This window comes from Chryseobacterium sp. 22543, assembly GCF_052044565.1.
Lineage (GTDB): Bacteria > Bacteroidota > Bacteroidia > Flavobacteriales > Weeksellaceae > Chryseobacterium.
In genome coordinates this window covers 105,604-125,706 of record NZ_JBQENH010000005.1, presented here as the reverse complement: position 1 = coordinate 125,706, position 20,103 = coordinate 105,604, and the positions used below count along the sequence as shown (strand labels likewise).

Sequence of the window (20,103 nt, the reverse complement as noted above, 5' to 3'; positions counted from 1 at the left end):
CTAATTAAAATTGCAGTTTGAATGGCCCTTCAAAATAAGTCTGATATGAATCAATCAGTTTTCCTTTCATATCGTAAACGCCAATGGTAATATTCTGTTTGGATAGTTTCATTTCATCTTCCGGGAAGCTGATATTAATGGTCCCTTTAGAAATTTTATCCCGGTCTACCTGAATCTTACTGGATGCACTGTACGTGATTTCACCATGTGCAGGATCAATGACTTTGATGGTAACTATTTTTTTGTCGTTCGTTTTATTAAGGAAAGTATAATTATAGGTATTGGTAATTTTACCCTCTTTTACAAAGAATGTACTTCCTGCCGGTTTGATGAATTTAGCTTCCATCTCGCCGCGGCTGTACAGAAGGTACCCTAAGAATCCTACAAGAAGGAATAGGAATAAAGCAAATCCTTTCATTCTTCCTGTAAACTTAAATTGGGTCTGTTTTTCAATTTCGTTTTCAGAAGCATATCGGATCAGTCCTTTTGGAAGCCCTACTTTTTCCATCACTTCATCACAGGCATCAATACAGGCTGTACAGTTTATACATTCCAACTGCTGTCCGTCTCGGATGTCAATCCCGGTAGGGCATACCACTACACATTGATGGCAGTCGATACAATCTCCTTTGCCAGCAGCCTTACGGTCTTCGCCTTTTCTCCATTTTGATCTGTTTTCTCCTCTTTTGAAGTCATAGAAAACGTTGATCGTATCTTTATCAATTAATACTCCCTGAAGTCTTCCATATGGGCATACCAATGTACAAACCTGCTCTCTGAACCATGCAAATACAAAGTAAAATGCAGCAGTAAGAAGAATCATTACGATAAAATTGGTAGGATGTGCAAATGGTCCTTCACCAATGATTTTAAATACCTCTTCATATCCTACGATGTACATGAACATAAAGTGGGTGATCACCAATGAAATAATGATATAAACAGTCCATTTTAAACTTCTTTTCCAGATCTTTTCACTGTTCCACTCTTGTCTGTCCAGCTTCATCTGCTTGTTTCTGTCACCTTCAATCAGATATTCTATTTTACGGAAGATCGATTCCATAAAAATTGTCTGAGGGCAAATCCACCCGCAGAAAATTCTTCCGAACGCAATCGTAAAAACAATAATAAAGATTAAAGAGGCAATAGCACCTAAAGTAAGGATAAAAAAGTCTTGTGGATAGAAAGGCTGTCCAAAGATGAAAAATTCTCTGTCTATGACATTGAACAATAATAATGGATTACCATTGATTTTGATGAATGGTAATGAAAAATAAATAATTAATAATAAATAGCTTACAATGTTTCTATAGTTGGTATATTTCCCTTTAGGCTTTCTTGGGAATACCCATCTTCTTTTTCCGGATTGCTCCATTGTCCCTATAGAATCTCTGTAAGTTTCAGGGTCCAGAACCTGTCCCTGTCCGCCGCGTACTTCTATTTCTTCTATGTCTGACATTTGTAATAGGTTTTAAAAAAGAAAAAACATAATTCGTTACTATTTTAATCTAATAACAAATTATGTTTTTTTCATATGTTTCTAATTTTTTAAATTATTCTTTTTCCCAATGTGCTTCAGTTCCTTGAGGAGCTGCTCCTCCTTGAGCTGGAGTCACTGGTGGTTGTTCCTGATTGATGTGATATACATACGCTGCAATCTTTTCAATTTCTGCACCTGAAACTTCTCCGTTTTTACCGAATGCTCTCATCGCAGGGTTAGTAGGAGAACCATTCCAGTCCATATGGAATACATTTTTAAATAATGTCTTCTCAGGCTGGTTGATCCAGTAGTTATCAGTAAGGTTTGGTCCGATGCCTCCACTACCGTCTTCTTTGTGACAAGATGCACAGTTTGTTTTAAATAATTCTTTACCTTCTGCAATATTATCAGCAGAGTATTTTGCTGTTTCTATTGTTACAGGAGGCTGAGTTTTTTGGTATTCTTCAATACTTGCCAACTGTTCTTTATATTCTTTTTCATATTCGCTTAACGGGTGAGCGAAGTCTGTGAAAGAGTATGCAGCAATATATACAATACAAAAAGCAGTCCCAAAATAGAATAAACCTACCCACCATTTCGGTAACTGGTTATCCAGCTCCATGATTCCATCGAAACCGTGGTCAATAAGGATATCTTTTTCTTCAGTTTCTGATTGCTTTTTGAATGCAGCCAAATACATTCTTTTTAAGAAAGGAACTTTCTTTTCAGCTAAATAAGCTGCTTTTTCCTCCGGAGATAATTTTTTGAATTTGTTGTTTTCAATCAGATCTCCAATTGCACCATGAATATAGGCAAGGATACCAGCGATCACAACAGTTCCCCAGAAGTAAGGTGAAGAAAGGAACGCGTAGCTCTGTACAAATAAATAATAAAAAACTATTAAAAGTCCAATTATTATTAAGATGTTTATAACAACAGGTGTTCTTTGTTTCATAAAAAATAGTTTAATTTTTTAAATTAAAATCGTCATCTTCTTCATCCCCAAGAGGAGCCTCTTCTTCTTCTTTGTAATATTTTTTAGGCCTGCTAAAAACATAAATTACCAAAGCAACGAAGAACAGCATAAAGAAAATCAGAGCCAGTGTCTGGTAGAAGCCAGCATTTTCTGTATTGGATAATATATCTTTAAAGTTCTGAGGAATCATAATATGAGCCTTTTAATGTTTTTTAGTTATTACTTGCTGTTTTGATTTCAGTTGTTTTAATATCTGTTCCTAATCTCTGAAGATAAGAAATAAGAGCTACAATTTCTTTTTTCTCTAATTCTCCCTGAGGTCTCTTAGCATAAGCCTGCTTAAGGTCATTTGCTTCTGAGAAGATATCTTTTACAATTTTTGCTGATTGGTTGTTTGCCCATTTATCTGCAGAATCAATTTCAGCCTTAGAATAAGGTACATCGAACACATTTTTCATCAGCTTCATTTTGTCTACCATCTTAGTTCTGTCTAAGTCAGTAGCAATTAACCAAGGGTAACGAGGCATGATAGAACCTGCGGAAGTAGATCTTGGGTTATACATGTGCTTGTAGTGCCAAGAACTTGGGTTTTTACCACCTTCTCTATGTAAATCCGGTCCAGTTCTCTTAGAACCCCATAGGAATGGTCTGTCGTATACAAATTCTCCAGCTTTGGAGTATTGTCCGTTTTTACCGTTGAACCTTGTAATCTCATCTCTGAACGGTCTGATCATCTGAGAGTGACAAGCATTACATCCTTCACGGATATAAATATCTCTACCTTCAAGTTCAAGTGGTGAATATGGTTTTACCGCTGAAATCGTAGGTACACTTTTCTTAAGAGATAGCGTAGGGATGATTTCAATTGAACTACCAATAGATATTGTGATGAAAGATAAAATACCTAATAATACCGGAGTTCTTTCCAGCCAAAGGTGAGTACCTTCTCCTTCTTTTCTGTTCTTACTGATGTTTGCTAATGCAGGAGCTTCAGCAGGAACTTCTTTCTGGAATGATCCTTTTCTTACCGTAGCAATTACGTTTACGATCATTAGGATAGATCCTGAGATATAGAATAAACCTCCTACGAATCTCATTTTGAAGTAAGGAATAATTGCCGTTACTGTATCCAACCAGTTTTTCCATAATAATGTACCGTCCGGGTTGAATTGCTTCCACATTAATCCTTGTGTGAATCCTGAAATATACATTGGAACTGCATAGAAAATGATTCCTAAAGTACCTAACCAGAAATGCCAGTTAGCTAATTTTACAGACCAAAGTTTTGTTCTCCACATAATGGGTACCAAATAATAGATAACCCCGAATGCCATGAAACCATTCCATCCAAGAGCTCCTAAGTGTACGTGACCGATAACCCAGTCTGTAAAGTGACCAATTTTGTTGATGTTTTTAGTTGCCAAAAGCGGCCCTTCAAACGTTGCCATACCATAACAAGTAACAGCTACAACGAAGAACTTAAGGATAGGATTTTCTCTTACTTTATCCCAAGCTCCTCTTAACGTAAGAAGACCATTTAACATACCTCCCCAAGATGGTGCAATAAGCATGATAGAGAACCCTGTTCCTACCGCCTGAGCCCAAGCCGGAAGAGCTGTATACTGAAGGTGGTGAGGACCAGCCCAGATATATACGAAAATTAATGACCAGAAGTGAATAATAGACAGTTTATAAGAGAATACCGGTCTGTCTGCAGCCTTCGGAAGGAAGTAATACATTAAACCTAGAACCGGAGTCGTCAATACGAATGCAACCGCATTGTGTCCATACCACCACTGTACAATAGCATCTTTTACCCCTGCATATGCTGAATAAGATTTCCAGCCTGTGAAAGATAAAGGTACTTCAAGGTTGTTGAAGATGTGAAGCATTGCTACCGCAATCCAGGTACCAATGTAGAACCAGATCGCTACATAAAGGTGTCTCACTCTTCTCTTTGAAATAGTCAGGAACATATTGATACCAAAAATGATCCATGAGAATGCGATCAATATGTCGATCGGCCATTCATGTTCAGCATATTCTTTAGAAGTGTTGATCCCCATAAAGAACGTAACGAACGTAGCAACGATCATAAACTGCCAAGTCCAGAAATGTAACCAAGACAATGTGTCACTGTACATTCTTGTTTTTAATAATCTCTGTAATGAGTAATAAATACCCGTGTAAACAATGTTACAAACGAATGCAAAGATTACGGTGTTGGTGTGCAGCATTCTGATTCTACCAAAACCAAATGCACCATGAGTGTTTATTAAACCTTGAATATTACCCGATGCCAAACTCTTAATGGTTGTGTCATCTGTCCCGAAAAAGAATTCAGGTAATTCAGGGTAGAAAAGCATTAATGCCGCCGTAAGCCCGAACGTAAACCCTATAAGACCGAAAACTAAGGTCGCATAAAGGAACGCACGGACAATACTATTGTCATAACTAAACTTCTGTGTTTCCATATCAACTATTCACTATTTTTCTCAATTTTTATTATTTTCTCCTATTTCTTTCTCGTCTTTATCTTTGTTGCCTGCCTCATCATTTTCTTTGATTTTTTCATCATCAAAAAGGATTCTGACAGCCGGAGATTCATCATCTTCAAACTGTCCTTTTCGGGCATACACTATAAATACGACCAAGAAAATCGCAGCCAAAGAAACACTGCAGAGGATCATTAAATATAGAATATCCATTGGACAACAAAATTAACCTATTTTCGGGGTTCAAATTTAGTGAAAAATAATGACTTTCATCACGAAATGACGATTTCAGCTAATTTAAAATCAGTCTAAATAAGGGCGTTTAAGCCTGTTTTTTGAAATACTTACGACCTAAAATCCAGGTTGAAAGTGTAGTAAAAGTAACCACCGTGATAGAACTGATTGGCATGATGATTGCTGCAAAGAGCGGATGCATATGTCCTGTAACAGCGTAACTTAAACCAACGATATTGTATAGAAAACTGATTATAAATGTCATTTTCACAATGGTGATAGAGCCTTTACAAACGTTCAGGTAATTGTCTAATGTAACTACTTTATCACCGTTCATAATTACATCAGAGGATGGTGTAAAACTGTTTGTGTCATCAGCAATTGCAATTCCTACATTACTTTGTTTTAAAGCTCCTGCATCATTAAGCCCATCTCCAAGCATAGCTACTTTCATGTGCTGGTCCTGAAGAGTTTTAATGTAATTCAGTTTGTCTTCCGGATTCTGATTAAAGGCCATTCCTTTGTAATTTGGAATAAGCTCTTTAAGCTGGTTCTCTTCTGAAGAGTTATCTCCACTCAGGATAAATATTTTGTAGTTGGTTAATTTTGTGAAAAGTTCTTTCAGCTTCGGACGGTATTCGTTCTTAAAAATAAATTTACCTAAATATTCACCATTTTTGCTGATATAAACTGCTGTTTCAAGGTTTTTAGGTTTCTGGTTATTATAACGGGCTGACCCAATTTTATAAAGAGTTCCCCTTACGCTTGCTTCATATCCTTTTCCTGAAATTTCAACAAAATTCTCTACCGGGAAATAATCATCATTTACTTCGATGAATTCATACAAAGATTTTGAAAGCGGGTGATTGGAATTCTTTAATAATGTTTTAATATTCAGGGAATCAAAATCGTTGATCTCTGGCCCTTCATATTTGATATTTGATTTTTTTCTGTGCGTAATGGTTCCGGTTTTATCAAAGACAATGGTGTCAAGCTTCGCGATTTTTTCAATCGTTAAAGTATCTTTTACATAAAACTTATTTCGACCTAAAATCCTCATAATGTGTCCGAAAGTGAACGGTGCAGACAATGCAAGAGCACAAGGGCATGCAATAATCAGAATGGCTGAAATAACCTGGAACATTTTATTTAAGTCAATAAAATACCAATAAATTCCTGCGACCAAAGCAATCCCTAAAATAATGAATGTGAAATATTTACTAACGTTATTTGTTAACGTGTCAAGTCCTGTTTCATGTTTTTTAAAAGCTTCTTTATTCCAAAGCTGAGTTAAATAACTTTGATCTACGTTTTTAATCACTTCAAGTTCTAAAGAAGATCCAATCTGTTTTCCTCCAGCGAAAATTTTATCTCCAGGCTGTTTGCTGATACTTTCGCTTTCCCCTGTGATAAAACTATTGTCAATATTTCCTTCTCCGTTGATCAGAATAGCATCTACCGGAATGATTTCCTGATTTCTAACCATAATTCTATCACCAACTTTTATTTCAGACAATAAAATATTATCCTGTTTTCCTTCGAAATCAACTTTCGTTACGGCAATCGGATAGAAAGATTTGTAATCTCTGTCATAAGAAAGAGCATTGTACGTTCTTTTTTGGAAAATTTTCCCGAGAAGCATGAAGAATAAAAGTCCACAAAGGGTATCAAAATATCCCGGGCCATAATCTGTTACCACTTCATAAATACTTCTTCCGTATAGAACAAAAATTCCTAAGACAATCGGAACATCAATGTTGACAATCTTGTTTTTTAAACCATACCAAGCAGATTTATAGTAATCAGAAGCTGAGTAGAATACAACAGGTGTTGCCAGGAGGAATATCAAGGTTCTGAACAAGCCTTTATAATGTTCCATCCAATAATCTTCCCCTCCGATATATTCAGGAAAAGCAAGGAACATTCCGTTACCAAAAGCAAAGGCAGCAATGGCAAATTTTACTAATAAGGATTTGTCGAGATGATCTTCATTTTTATCAGCAGTTTCAAGGCTGATAACCGGCTTATATCCTAGATTGGTTAAAAATTTAGCAAGTTCGCTTAATTTCAGATCGTTATGGTTGAATGAAATCTGTAAGGTCTTTCTTGTAAAGTTGACCTGTGAATATTTGATGTGGGTATTTAAAGTATGAAGACTTTCTAATAACCAAATACATGAAGAACAGTGAATTACTGGGATTTTGAATGTGACAAGACTGGTGTTTCCTTCAGAAAAATCAGTGACTTTTTCAAAGATTTCCGGTGTGTCCAGGTAGTCAAATTGAGTAGAATTTTCATCATTCGGACGAATTCCCGCTCCTTTATTAAGCTCATAGAAATTGCTTAAATTATTTAAATTTAGAATTTCGTAAACAGACTTACATCCATTACAACAGAAAGTCTTTTCATCAAATAAAATTCTCTCTTTTTCTATCCCTTGACCACAATGAAAACAGTTCTCGCTCACCCCATAAAATATTGAACTACAAAATTATAACAAATTTTTTTGTTTATCGCGTTAAAAAGTTCTATTTTTGTGATAAATATCATATAAAATGCCGCAGGAACAACAGATAGCAATTGAAGAGAGGTTCGCCAGAGTTTTTAATGATAAATCATTTAAAGAAAGACTTTCTAGCGCAGATTTTGAAAAATATATTAATGGCAAAAAGAAACTGAGTTTTCAGAAACACGATACCATTTTCGAGGATGGTGAAACTCCAAAAGGAGTTTTTGTTTTGGAAAAAGGGGCTGCCAAACTTTCGAAATCAGGAGCGTTCGGGAAAGATCAAATTTTAAGATTTATCAAAGAAGGGGATATCATCGGCTATCGTTCTTTGCTTTGCGGGGAGAATTTCCAGGCCAAAGCAGAAGCAATGACAGATATTGAATGTGTTTTCTTACCAGCAGATATTTTCATGTATCTTCTGGAAGTAGATCCACAGCTATCTTTCGTAATGCTTCAAAAAATCTCATACGAACTAGGAGAATCTTCAAATACCATTACCTTCCTTGCTCAGAAAACGGTAAGAGAAAGATTGGCTGAAATACTGCTGCTTTTGGAACAGAAGCTGGGAGTAGATCCTGAAGGGTTCATCAAGATCTCATTGACGAGAGAAGAAATTGCCAATATCATCGGTACTGCTACAGAAAGTGCCATCCGTCTGATCTCAGAATTCAAACAGGATAGCCTGATTGAAGTAGACGGAAGAAATATTAAGATCTTAAATCACGATAAACTCATGAAACTCGGTCACGTAGTTTTATAAATCATACAAAAACTTAAGTCGGCTGAAGGCCGACTTTTTAACTTTTAAAAATAGATAAATTATGTCTGTTCACTCTGAAATTAAAAAAGTTACGACTGAAACCTTGCGTAAAATGAAATTCGACAAGGAAAAAATAACAATGCTTACAGCCTATGATTTTACCACAGCAAAGATGGTAGATGCAGGTGGAGTAGATGCTATTTTAATTGGAGACTCTGCAGCGAATGTAATGGCTGGTTTTGAAACCACATTGCCTATTACGCTGGATCAAATGATCTATCATGCTCAAAGTGTGGTAAGAGGAACCGACAGAGCTTTGGTGGTAGCAGATTTACCTTTCGGAACTTATCAGAGTAATCCTGAAAAAGCATTGGAATCTGCGGTAAGAATGATGAAGGAAGGTGGAGCGCATGCCGTGAAAATTGAAGGCGGAAAGGAAATTTCCAAATCAATCAAAAAAATTATCAACGCCGGAATTCCGGTAATGGGACATTTGGGATTAACACCACAGTCTATTTATAAATTCGGAACGTATAAAGTAAGAGCTAAAGAAGAGGCAGAAGCTGAAAAACTGATTGCTGATGCGCAGCTTTTAGAAGAATTAGGTTGTTTTTCTGTTGTATTGGAGAAAATTCCTGCTGAATTAGCAAAGAAAGTTACTGAAAGCATTTCTATTCCTACTATCGGAATCGGTGCCGGAGCAGATTGTGACGGACAGGTTTTGGTATATCATGATATGGTAGGAATGAACAAAGGTTTCAGTCCGAAATTCTTAAGAAGGTATCTTGATCTTTACACAGAAATTACAGGAGCTGTTTCTCAGTATGTAAAAGATGTGAAGAATGTAGAATTTCCAAACGAAAACGAAAGCTATTAATCCATGCAGAATCAACAATCTATTCAGGGGATATTATCTATTGCAGCACTGGTTTGCCTTGCTGTAGGATGGTTTAATTTATTTTCTCCGGAAATCAACCATTTACTTTCAAGAAAGGTTTTTTATGTTTTGATAGGTGCGAGTTTCTTTATTCAGGCTCCGCTGCTTACCAATAGGAACTTTGTCTATGCAATGTATGCTGCTGCTGCCATCTGTGTATTAGGAGCATTCATACCGGAAGGTTCAAAGCTTTCAGCCGTTAAAACAGTAGGTCTTCTGGCGGGAATTATCCTGTCTTTATCCAATAGAAGAAGATAGAGAGAAGAAGCATGAAGGAGCAGATTATATATGAAGACAACCATCTTCTGGTGATTAATAAAAAGGTGGGTCAGCTTGTACAGGGTGATAAAACCGGAGATGAATCACTATTAGAATCTATCAAGAATTTTATAAAAATAAGAGATGCTAAGCCGGGAAATGTTTTTCTCGGCTTGGTTCATCGTATAGACCGCCCAACTTCAGGGCTGGTGATCTATGCAAAAACTTCCAAAGCGCTTTCACGCCTTACACAGATGGTAAAAAATCGTGAGGTGAAAAAAACATATTGGGCGGTTGTAGGAAAAGAAATGATCCCGCAAAGTCAAAGGCTGGTACATTATTTAAAGAAAAACGAAAAAAATAATAAAGCCATTGTTTTTCCGAAAGCTACCGAAGGGGCAAAAGAAGCGATTCTGACTTATAATGTTATCAAAACATTAGACAATTATTTGTTGTTGGAAATAGACCTTGAAACCGGAAGACATCACCAGATCAGGGCTCAGTTGTCTAAAACAGGGATTCCGATTAAAGGAGACCTGAAATATGGAGCACCACGTTCTAACCCGGATGGAGGAATTAATCTTCACGCAAGAAAGCTGGAGTTTATTCATCCTGTTACAAAGGAAAATATTGAAATCATAGCTCCCGTTCCGCAGAATGATGCGATCTGGAGAGCTTGTGAAGAATAGCAAGGGATCTAAAGCAATCAAAGAAAAAATATAAAAGTCCGTCTCAATTTTGAGGTGGACTTTTTCTTTGAGTTCATTTAAGATTTTGCCCATTCTAAAAAAATGTCTAACTTCGTCCCAAACTTTAGGGGTGTCTGTTACCAACAGACTGAGACTTTACCCTTTGAACCTGATCTGGATCATACCAGCGTAGGGAAAAGTAGATGACTTTTGCTGTACATTCTATTGTACAATAATGGCCATTCCTAAAGTATATTTAAAATTATTAGGAATGGAACTTATAATCAACCACACCCGAAAAACATTTGATGTACTTCCTGCAAACCTGGAAGCATTACTGGCTATTGAGCTGCCCGGAAAGAAAAAAGGCATCGCTGTAGCCCTCAACAATCGTATTATTCCCCTGTCGGCCTGGGCGGAAACCATCCTTAATAACAACGATTCAGTTTTAATCATTACTGCCACTCAGGGCGGTTAATTCTCATATTTAATACCAATATTTATGGCTCACTCCATTACATGTTCGCCATTTCCGAACTCAAAGAAAATCTATATTGAAGGAACAGTACACCCTATCAATGTAGCAATGCGTGAAATACAGCTTAGCCCAACCAAATTGACCAATGGCGGCTTTGAACATAATGCTCCGGTAACGATCTACGATACTTCAGGGCCTTATACCGATGAAAATGCGGTTATTGACATTCAGAAAGGACTTCCAAGAATCAGAGAACAATGGATTCTGGACAGAAATGATGTGAATATTCTGGACGGAATTACGTCTGAATACGGAAAAGTCCGTCTGGCAGATCCGCGTCTTGATGAACTAAGGTTTTCCTATGATCATAAACCTAAGGTAGCACAAGAGGGAAAAGAATTGACCCAGCTTTACTATGCAAAACAAGGAATCATCACTCCGGAAATGGAATATGTGGCGATCAGAGAAAATCAAAGGATAGAACAGCTTGATTCCGTATCAAAAGAAATGGCTTTTCAACATCCCGGACACAGCTTTGGAGCAAATACTCCGAAAAGTAAGATCACTCCGGAGTTTGTAAGAGACGAAATTGCTGCCGGAAGAGCTATTATTCCAAATAATATTAACCATCCGGAAAGTGAACCGATGATTATCGGAAGAAACTTTCTGGTGAAGATTAATGCCAATATCGGAAACAGTGCCGTTTCATCCAGTATCGAAGAAGAAGTGGAAAAAGCGGTATGGGCCTGCCGATGGGGAGCAGATACCATTATGGATCTTTCAACCGGGAAAAATATTCACGAAACAAGAGAATGGATCATCAGAAACAGTCCGGTTCCCATTGGTACAGTTCCTATCTATCAGGCACTGGAAAAAGTAAAAGGCGTTCCGGAAGATCTGACATGGGAAATTTTCAGAGACACTCTGATTGAACAGGCAGAACAGGGAGTTTCCTACTTCACGATTCATGCAGGTGTTTTGTTGAAATATATTCATTTAACAGCAAAAAGAGTAACCGGAATTGTTTCCAGAGGTGGTTCTATTATGGCGAAATGGTGTTTATTCCATCATAAAGAAAGCTTCTTATACACTCATTTTGAGGAGATCTGTGAGATCATGAAGAAGTACGACGTTGCTTTCTCTCTTGGAGATGGTCTTCGCCCGGGATCTATTGCAGATGCCAATGATGCCGCTCAGTTTGCCGAACTGGAAACTTTAGGTGAACTGACAAAAATTGCATGGAAACACAACGTACAGGTAATGATTGAAGGACCTGGCCATGTTCCGATGCACATGATCAAAGAAAATATGGAAAAGCAGCTGGAAGAATGCCATGAAGCTCCGTTCTATACCTTAGGCCCTTTGACAACTGACATTGCGCCGGGCTATGATCACATCACTTCAGGAATCGGGGCGGCGATGATAGGATGGTTTGGATGTGCGATGCTTTGTTATGTAACACCGAAGGAGCATTTAGGACTTCCGAATAAAGAAGATGTAAAAGTTGGGGTGATTACCTATAAGCTGGCAGCTCATGCAGCAGACCTTGCAAAAGGTCATCCGGGAGCTCAGTACAGGGACAATGCATTAAGTAAAGCCAGATTTGAATTCAGATGGGAAGATCAGTTCAACCTTTCATTAGATCCAGAGACGGCAAGAGCTTATCATGATGAAACATTGCCGGCAGAAGGAGCAAAAATTGCCCATTTCTGTTCTATGTGCGGACCAAAATTCTGCTCAATGAAAATTACTCAGGAAATCCGTGAATCTGCAGAAAAAGGAATGCTGGATAAATCACAGGAATTCATTGAAAAAGGGAAAGAAATCTATATATGATCCTGGTAATCACTCCTGAATTGATGGTTCCGAACGAAACTGATGTGATTAATCAACTATTTAAGGAAGGACTTGATCTGCTTCATATCCGTAAACCATGGATCAACAGAGATGAAATGATTGAATTGATCAGCCAAATTGATGAAGCGTTTCATTCACAGTTGGTGTTACATACACATTACGATCTGGGGAAGGAATATAATATTTCAAGATTTCATTTCAGAGAGATTGATCGAAAGGAAGAAACTTATAAACCTTTTGCAGAAGAAAATACCATTTCAACTTCAGTACATGATATCACAACCTATAATACTTTGGACAAAGAATGGGAATATGCTTTCATAAGCCCGTTCTTTCCAAGTATCTCCAAAAAAGGATATGGATTGGATTCTACTATTAAAGATGAAATAAAACATAGGAACCATCCGGATGTAAAATTAATTGCTCTTGGAGGAATTGATCAGGATAATATTCAGGAAGTTTTCAAAACAGAAGCAGATGGAGCAGCTTTATTAGGTGCCATCTGGGAAAGTGAAGAACCTTTAAAAGTATTCAAAAAATGCAGGAACGCCCTTATGTCATGAGTGTTGCAGGCTTTGATCCAAGTGGTGGAGCAGGCTTGTTATCAGATAGTAAAACCTTTGAGCAATCGAAAGTGATGGGACTTGGAGTATGTACAGCGTTGACACTGCAAACAGCCTCCAAATGTCTTAGTCTTGAATGGCGTCCTGTAAAAGAAGTGACTGATGCTATTCAGGTACTGATGGAAAATTATCCGGTTTCAGCCGTGAAAGTCGGAATAGTGAAGGATGCAGAATTTCTGGGTGAAATTGTAAAAACGGTAAAGATTAGCAATCCTGAAGTAAAAATAGTTTGGGATCCCGTTCTGAAAAGCACTTCCGAATTCACTTTTTTTGATCTTAAAACACTTCCTCAATTAAAAACGGTTATTAATAAACTTTGTTTAATAACCCCTAATTATAATGAATACAGTGTTTTAAAGGAACACAATCTTTTATCAGATACAAATCAATGCTCATTGCTGATCAAAGGAGGGCATAGACAAGATCATTTAGGAACGGATATTTTAGTTGAAAACGGAAAAGAAACTCTTTTAGTTCCAGTCGAAGACCATCAAATATATTTTCCTAAACATGGTTCAGGCTGTGTTTTATCATCAGCAATTACAGCAGAACTCGCCAAAGACGAAAGCATGGAAACAGCCTGTAAACAGGGGAAATTATACATTGAAAAATTTTTAAAAAGCAATTCCTCTTTATTGGGAACGCATTCATTATAAACATGGAAAAACTACAATACATATCACAGGGAAACACAATACAGGAACAGGAACTTCATATCCGAAAGGCTTTAGATAATGGGATCAAATGGCTGCAGGTAAGATGGAAAAATGCTCCTGAAAATGAATTAATCAATCTTTGTGAAATTTCAAAACAGCTTTGTTCAGAATATCAGTCGGTTTGTATCATCAATGACCATGTACAGCTGGCAAAAGAAATAGGTGCTGAAGGAGTTCATTTAGGTTTGAATGACCGGTCTATTGAAGAAGCCAGACAGACTTTGGGAGAAAATAAAATTATTGGTGGAACGGCCAATACCCTTTCAGATGTCATCCAGAGAATTAATGAATCTTGTGATTATATAGGTTTAGGTCCATTGAGGTTTACTATAACCAAAGAAAAATTGAGTCCTGTTCTTGGGTTTGAAGGGTATCAGGAAATTGTCGATGGATTAAAAGAAAAATCAATCGACATTCCTAAAATATTTGCCATTGGAAGCGTTACCCTTGAAGATATTTTGCCGTTACAAGAGATTGGCATTTATGGTGTTGCCGTATCCGGACTCATTACCAAGCAGCCAACGATTATTAATGAACTAAAAAAAGTAATGATATGAACAATCAGAAATTAGAAATAGCAGGAAGAACTTTTGAATCAAGACTGTTTTTAGGAACAGGCAAGTTCGGAAGTCTGAAAGATATGGTACAATCTGTCATCGCATCAGAAACGGATATGGTGACCATGGCACTGAAAAGAATTGATGCACAATCCAGTGAAGATGATCTGCTTGACTCATTAAGAGAAACCAATGTTCATCTTCTGCCTAATACCTCCGGAGCCAGAACAGCTAAAGAAGCAGTATTAGCCGCACAATTAGCCAGAGAAGCACTGGAAACAAACTGGGTAAAACTGGAAATTCATCCGGATCCGAAATATTTACTGCCGGACCCTATTGAAACATTATATGCAACCGAAGAACTTGCCAGGCTGGGATTCATTGTGATGCCTTATATTCATGCCGATCCTGTTCTATGCAAACGTCTTGAAGATGCCGGAACAGCTGTGGTAATGCCTTTGGGAGCACCTATCGGAACAAATAAAGGATTAAGAACCCAGGACTTTCTGGAAATAATTATCAGCCAGAGTAATGTTCCTGTAGTGGTAGATGCTGGAATCGGTGCGCCATCAGATGCAGCAAAGGCCATGGAAATGGGAGCGGATGCCGTTTTGGTGAATACAGCCATTGCCGTTGCAAGAAATCCGCTTAATATGGCTGTCGCTTTTAAAGAAGGTGTGATTGCCGGAAGAAGAGCTTTTGAATCAGGATTGGGAGCCATTGCCAACCATGCTGAAGCCTCAAGTCCGCTTACTTCGTTTTTGTTTGAATAAATCAGGATTATGAAAAGCTTTAAAGATGTTTTTGAACGCTATCAATGGGAGGAGGTAAGGAGTAAGCTTGAAAAAGTAAACCTGTTTGATGTAAGATCCAGTCTTCAGAAAAAGAATAAAACCCTTGATGATTTCCTGAATCTTCTGTCACCGGTGGCTTCTCAGGAATTGGAACTGATGGCAGGAATGACACAGGCACTTACCCAAAAACGATTCGGAAAAACCATTCAGTTGTATGCTCCGCTCTATCTCAGTAATGAATGTCAGAATATCTGTACCTATTGTGGATTCAGTCTTGATAATAATCTGAAAAGAAAAACTCTTTCCGATACAGAACTGATGATTGAAGCATCAGTTCTGAAATCAATGGGTGTGAATCATGTACTGCTGGTAAGCGGTGAAGCCAATAAAATAGTGGGAGTTCCCTACTTTCAGAATGCTGTCCGAAAGTTAAAACCTCATTTTTCCAATATTTCCATTGAAGTTCAACCTTTAATGGAAGAAGAATATAAACTGCTTCATGAAGAAGGAGCACATTCCGTATTGGTATATCAGGAAACCTATCATCAGGATGTTTACAGAGAATATCATCCGAAAGGTAAAAAATCAAATTTCCATTTCCGTCTGGAAACTCCGGACAGAATAGGACGGGCGGGAATTCATAAAATTGGGCTAGGAGTTCTCCTTGGACTTGAAGATTGGAGGGTTGATAGTTTTTTCAACGCTTTACACATAGATTATCTTCAGAAACAATACTGGAAAAGTAAATTCTCGGTTTCCTTTCCAAGACTCAGACCGGCAGAAGGAATTATTGAACCTAATTTTATTATGGAAGATAAAGATCTTCTTCAGCTCATTTGTGCCTATAGAATCTGGAATGAAGACCTTGAAATCTCCATTTCTACCAGAGAAAATGAGGTCTTTAGAAATAATATTGTATCTCTGGGAGCTACAGCCATGAGTGCAGGCTCAAAAACCAATCCCGGAGGGTATGCTGTCGATAAAGAATCTCTGGAGCAGTTTGAAACCAGTGACGAACGAAGCATGGATGAGATCAGACTTATGATTAAAAAAGCGGGCTACGATCCTGTGATGAAAGACTGGGATTCAGTATATAGTGGATTTTAAACTTTTAAACCATGAAGAACTTTGAAGAGCTGAAGCTAAATTAAGAAAAATCGAAGATTTTAAGGCCATATCTTCTTAAAGCAAAGCTCAGCTTAATTTTCCTTAAAAACTTAAAGAATCTTAATGGTTCAATTATCATAAAGTATGAAAAAAGAAGATCATTTTTCGCGATACAGCCGGCAGATATTTATAGAAGAGATAGGACTGAAAGGACAAAAGAAACTCATGGCTTCAAAAGTCCTTGTCATAGGAGCGGGAGGTTTGGGAAGTCCCATTATTCAATATCTGGCCGCTGCAGGAGTGGGAACTTTAGGCGTTGCAGATTTTGATGAGGTTGAAATTCATAATCTGAACAGACAGATCATTCATACTGAAAACAGCGTAGGGTTATCCAAAGTGAAGAGCGCCGAAGCATTTGTAGAAAAGCTTAATCATCAGGTTACATTTACAGGAATCGAAGAGAAAATAAATAAAAATAATGCTGAAGACATCCTTTCTCAGTACGATGTAATTGTAGAGGGGTCAGACAATTTTTCCACAAGATATCTGGTGAATGATACCTGTATAAAATTGAAAAAAACTTTGGTCTACGGAAGTATTCTGGGATTCTCAGGACAGGTTGCCGTGTTCAATCATAATGGAAGTAAAAATCTGAGAGATCTATTTCCGGAACCTCCTTCTGATGAAGATATGCCGGATTGTGACAGTCTTGGTGTATTGGGAGCTCTTCCCGGAATAATAGGAAGTATGATGGCTCTTCAGACCTTAAAAATCATCACTGATCTTCCAATAATTGTCAATCAGTTGACATTGGTAGACACGCTGAACTGGAGATTTCAGACGATAGATTTCTGATGTAAATATAAACACTAATATCGCTAATATTTTCACCAATAACACTAATTCAATATCAATAGAAAGAGGCAGTAAAAATTATTACTGCCTCTCTTATTTATCTTAAGAATTATTGTGCCTGCTGCATTACGCCTCCATTATCTTCTTTTTTAGTCTGGTTTAGGATATTCGGATCCTCTTTCGCCAGTTTATTTCTTGTCGGAATTTTATAATTGATGGAAAATCCGAAATTTCTCGTGTCATACTTGCTGCTGATCATTACCGGAGTTCCTGATGGCGGATTAGAACGTACCTGCATCATCTGTCCGTTGAAAATATCATTCGCAAAAACTGAAAGCGTCAGACGGTTGTTCATAAACTTCTTCGTCAGCGTAATATCAAGAGAGTTGTTGAATGGTTTCTCTGCCGTGAAATAGAAATATCCTGCCTTTGGAGTCAGATAGCTGTAATTGGCTGTCATTTTGATGTCTTTAGGCAAAAGAATCTGAGTCATAATATTGAAAATCCAAAATCCTTTATTATTCAGATTGTCGATTTCATGTTTCTGGTAACCAGCATATAAGTACATGAAGTTAATTTTATCAGGATTAAAATCAAACTTCATGATTTCGCTCAAAGGCTTGCTGAAAATCATAAAAGGAACCGGTAATCCCACGTTGAAGTTATGAATTTTCATATTCGAAATATTCACCTGCTCGTTGTAGAGTTTTCTTCCGTCTTTTCGGATGATCTGTGCCACCTGATTGTTTGCTGAACTTACGCTATACCCGATAAATGCATAATCAAAAGCCGAAATTTTCAATTCATAATTATCAAAAATAGTAGGTTGTAGATTCGGGTTACCATTAACTTCCGTACTTGGTCCGGAGAACGTTACGTTATTCGGGTTCAGGGCAGAAATACTTGGTAAGCTGATTTTTCTGTTGTAATTCGCAGCAATATAAACCTGATTCATCATGTTATACTGTACACTCGCGTTCGGGAAAAATTTAAATTTATTGAAAGGAATCAAATTCGCTTCCACCAGTTTTGCATCTTTATCGAAATATCTTGTTACCCCCGAAATGTCATAGTTTTCCGCACGGGAACCCAATGTGAAGTCAAACTTTTTCAGTTTAGCCTGAAACTCCAAATAGGTAGAAGCAGTTTGTCTTTGATATTCAAGATTCGTCAAGCCAAAACTTTCCGTATCATAATCCTGTTTTTCATACAATCCTCCAAAGCTTACCTTTCCACCATCAAGAAGCTTGATAGGCTGGGCATAATCTACTTTAAAGTTGGCAATATTCATTACAGATTCATTGTTCAGAATATCTTTTAAGCCACTCATTGCACTGTTAATTGGTGGATTGGGAGCTGCAGCAAATATACCATCCTGAAAATAATTGTCCTGAGAGAATTTACTGTCTGATCTTGTGTAGCCAAACTGAAAGTCCAGTTTTTGAGATTTGTCAGCAAAACGTTTCTGATACGTTACAACAGCTTCCTGTCTCAAGCTATTGGTATGGGCCACATCAGAAGATGTATAAAAAGCTTCTCTTAAATCCTTTGGATTGTTCTGAAAAGGTAAATCTCCATGACCGTTACTTAAAGTATAATTGTCATTATTATTGTGGTAAATATCGTAGTTTAATAATAATCTGTCCTGTCCTAAATCAAAAGTCAATCCTGATTTTGCAAAATACCCACGTCCGTATCTGTCGGTATGACTTGTTAAAAGCTCATCCTGTTGGCCGTTCAGCATACTTTCACGGTAGTTTTGACCAACATTCAGCTGCCATCCGAAATATTTATTTCTGGCATTTAAATTAACGGAGTTGGTCGTTCTGCTTCTATACTTGTTATAATTTGTGAAAGAATAATTTCCGGAATACGTAGCGGTTAAATATTTATTGGCATTTTTGTTCGTGATGATATTCATGATTGCACCTCCGGATGTAGCCGGAAATTCAGCGCCGGGTTGAGTGATTACCTCAATTCTTTCTACAGAATTGGCAGGCATTCCTTCAAGAAAGGAGTTCAATTCATTGGATGTGATGTTCAGAGGTCTTCCGTTAAGATATACTTCCAGCATTTTTCCCTGGTACATCATTCCTGCGATGTCGGTAGATACCAGTCCAGGAAGCTTTTTTATTCCTTCCAATACGTTTCCGTTGTTCAGCTGAGGTTGCTCGGAAAAGTCAAAAATAGTACGGTCTGCCTTTTGTTCAACTGCTTTTTTAGTTTTGGTGATGACTACACCTTCAATCTGCTTTTCCTGAGGTTTGTTGTTTTTTTCCTGTGAAAAGACAAAAACAGAGCTTAATAAGGATAACGCGAAAATCGTTTTTTTCATAATGTTTTTACTGATATCCGGTTAGACGCTGAAAAAGATAATTTGTTACGCTAAAATGTTGAAAATCGAATTTTAGGTTAAATATTTTTTTATTTACGAAATAATTATATCTTTGCCGGGTAATTATCAAGAATCTCTAGATGGGATAGCAACCTGCAAAAACAAGCAAGGTGCTGCAATCGATAAGCCGGATCTTCCGGAAAAAATGTTTATCATTCTATCATTATCCCATCTTGAATTTTTGTTTTAAAGTTAAATTCAAATGTTTAAAGACAAGGGAAATCTCCTTACATCAGTTATCTTTTATTCTTCGGATCATGAAGTGAATCTTCATTATTCCCATATGTTTTCATGCCATTTCTATATGCGCATGTGTTGTTGCTTCTAGCCTTTTCTATTTCTAAAAAATAATACAAACATTTCGAACATTTATGTAACCTTAA

19 protein-coding genes and 2 riboswitches are annotated in these 20,103 nt (G+C 37.3%); of the genes, 12 read left to right on the top strand and 7 right to left on the bottom strand.

Going from position 1 to position 20,103, the window contains the following annotated elements:
- Positions 1 to 4: 4 nt before the first annotated feature.
- From ccoG to ACTJIP_RS18265, 6 genes are all read right to left on the bottom strand, one after another.
- Entirely contained in the window at positions 5 to 1,459 is a 1,455-nt protein-coding gene (ccoG, locus tag ACTJIP_RS18290) for a cytochrome c oxidase accessory protein CcoG (protein ID WP_440704923.1), read from the bottom strand.
- Between the two features lie 94 nt (positions 1,460 to 1,553).
- On the bottom strand, positions 1,554 to 2,435 hold the full coding sequence (locus ACTJIP_RS18285) for a cbb3-type cytochrome c oxidase N-terminal domain-containing protein (protein WP_047381687.1): 882 nt from the start codon (positions 2,433 to 2,435) through the stop codon (positions 1,554 to 1,556).
- A gap of 10 nt (positions 2,436 to 2,445) precedes the next feature.
- Positions 2,446 to 2,646, bottom strand: a complete 201-nt coding sequence (locus tag ACTJIP_RS18280) for a cbb3-type cytochrome oxidase subunit 3 (RefSeq protein WP_077419481.1) — start codon at positions 2,644 to 2,646, stop codon at positions 2,446 to 2,448.
- 22 nt (positions 2,647 to 2,668) lie between these two features.
- Positions 2,669 to 4,930, bottom strand: a complete 2,262-nt coding sequence (gene ccoN / locus ACTJIP_RS18275; RefSeq protein ID WP_047377333.1) for a cytochrome-c oxidase, cbb3-type subunit I — start codon at positions 4,928 to 4,930, stop codon at positions 2,669 to 2,671.
- A gap of 21 nt (positions 4,931 to 4,951) precedes the next feature.
- Positions 4,952 to 5,164, bottom strand: coding sequence for a cbb3-type cytochrome oxidase assembly protein CcoS (ccoS, locus tag ACTJIP_RS18270; RefSeq protein ID WP_047377334.1), 213 nt, complete (start codon positions 5,162 to 5,164; stop codon positions 4,952 to 4,954).
- A 109-nt stretch (positions 5,165 to 5,273) separates the two neighbouring features.
- On the bottom strand, positions 5,274 to 7,652 hold the full coding sequence (locus ACTJIP_RS18265) for a heavy metal translocating P-type ATPase (RefSeq protein WP_440704922.1): 2,379 nt from the start codon (positions 7,650 to 7,652) through the stop codon (positions 5,274 to 5,276).
- A gap of 88 nt (positions 7,653 to 7,740) precedes the next feature.
- On the opposite strand from ACTJIP_RS18265, the gene ACTJIP_RS18260 reads away from it, so the two are divergent.
- From ACTJIP_RS18260 to ACTJIP_RS18205, 12 genes are all read left to right on the top strand, one after another.
- Positions 7,741 to 8,454, top strand: coding sequence for a Crp/Fnr family transcriptional regulator (locus tag ACTJIP_RS18260; protein ID WP_034692595.1), 714 nt, complete (start codon positions 7,741 to 7,743; stop codon positions 8,452 to 8,454).
- 61 nt (positions 8,455 to 8,515) lie between these two features.
- Positions 8,516 to 9,331: a 3-methyl-2-oxobutanoate hydroxymethyltransferase gene (panB, locus tag ACTJIP_RS18255; protein WP_047381678.1), complete on the top strand. Its 816-nt coding sequence runs from the start codon at positions 8,516 to 8,518 to the stop codon at positions 9,329 to 9,331.
- Positions 9,332 to 9,334: 3 nt separating this feature from the next.
- Positions 9,335 to 9,649 carry a hypothetical protein gene (locus ACTJIP_RS18250; protein WP_180564772.1) on the top strand — a complete coding sequence of 105 codons (315 nt, stop codon included), beginning with the start codon at positions 9,335 to 9,337 and terminating at the stop codon, positions 9,647 to 9,649.
- 11 nt (positions 9,650 to 9,660) lie between these two features.
- Positions 9,661 to 10,338: an RluA family pseudouridine synthase gene (locus ACTJIP_RS18245; protein ID WP_077419486.1), complete on the top strand. Its 678-nt coding sequence runs from the start codon at positions 9,661 to 9,663 to the stop codon at positions 10,336 to 10,338.
- Between the two features lie 116 nt (positions 10,339 to 10,454).
- Positions 10,455 to 10,551, top strand: a riboswitch (TPP riboswitch).
- Between the two features lie 58 nt (positions 10,552 to 10,609).
- Positions 10,610 to 10,816: a sulfur carrier protein ThiS gene (thiS, locus tag ACTJIP_RS18240; RefSeq protein ID WP_077419579.1), complete on the top strand. Its 207-nt coding sequence runs from the start codon at positions 10,610 to 10,612 to the stop codon at positions 10,814 to 10,816.
- A gap of 24 nt (positions 10,817 to 10,840) precedes the next feature.
- Positions 10,841 to 12,652, top strand: a complete 1,812-nt coding sequence (gene thiC, locus ACTJIP_RS18235; RefSeq protein WP_077419487.1) for a phosphomethylpyrimidine synthase ThiC — start codon at positions 10,841 to 10,843, stop codon at positions 12,650 to 12,652.
- Entirely contained in the window at positions 12,649 to 13,236 is a 588-nt protein-coding gene (locus ACTJIP_RS18230) for a thiamine phosphate synthase (RefSeq protein WP_077419488.1), read from the top strand. Before thiC ends, ACTJIP_RS18230 begins: the two co-directional genes overlap by 4 nt.
- Positions 13,212 to 13,952, top strand: a complete 741-nt coding sequence (locus tag ACTJIP_RS18225; protein ID WP_440704921.1) for a hydroxymethylpyrimidine/phosphomethylpyrimidine kinase — start codon at positions 13,212 to 13,214, stop codon at positions 13,950 to 13,952. The genes ACTJIP_RS18230 and ACTJIP_RS18225 overlap by 25 nt, the downstream gene beginning before the upstream one ends.
- Positions 13,953 to 13,954: 2 nt before the next feature.
- Positions 13,955 to 14,569, top strand: coding sequence for a thiamine phosphate synthase (locus ACTJIP_RS18220; protein ID WP_440704920.1), 615 nt, complete (start codon positions 13,955 to 13,957; stop codon positions 14,567 to 14,569).
- Complete coding sequence (locus ACTJIP_RS18215; RefSeq protein WP_180564767.1) at positions 14,566 to 15,342, top strand: thiazole synthase; 777 nt, start codon at positions 14,566 to 14,568, stop codon at positions 15,340 to 15,342. The genes ACTJIP_RS18220 and ACTJIP_RS18215 overlap by 4 nt, the downstream gene beginning before the upstream one ends.
- 9 nt (positions 15,343 to 15,351) lie before the next feature.
- Positions 15,352 to 16,470: a 2-iminoacetate synthase ThiH gene (gene thiH, locus ACTJIP_RS18210; protein WP_440704919.1), complete on the top strand. Its 1,119-nt coding sequence runs from the start codon at positions 15,352 to 15,354 to the stop codon at positions 16,468 to 16,470.
- Between the two features lie 144 nt (positions 16,471 to 16,614).
- Positions 16,615 to 17,325, top strand: coding sequence for a HesA/MoeB/ThiF family protein (locus ACTJIP_RS18205; RefSeq protein ID WP_077419493.1), 711 nt, complete (start codon positions 16,615 to 16,617; stop codon positions 17,323 to 17,325).
- A 109-nt stretch (positions 17,326 to 17,434) separates the two neighbouring features.
- Here ACTJIP_RS18205 and ACTJIP_RS18200 read toward each other — a convergent pair whose 3' ends face one another.
- On the bottom strand, positions 17,435 to 19,660 hold the full coding sequence (locus ACTJIP_RS18200) for an outer membrane beta-barrel protein (protein ID WP_440704918.1): 2,226 nt from the start codon (positions 19,658 to 19,660) through the stop codon (positions 17,435 to 17,437).
- Between the two features lie 118 nt (positions 19,661 to 19,778).
- Positions 19,779 to 19,876, top strand: a riboswitch (SAM-I-IV-variant riboswitch).
- Positions 19,877 to 20,103 lie beyond the last annotated feature (227 nt).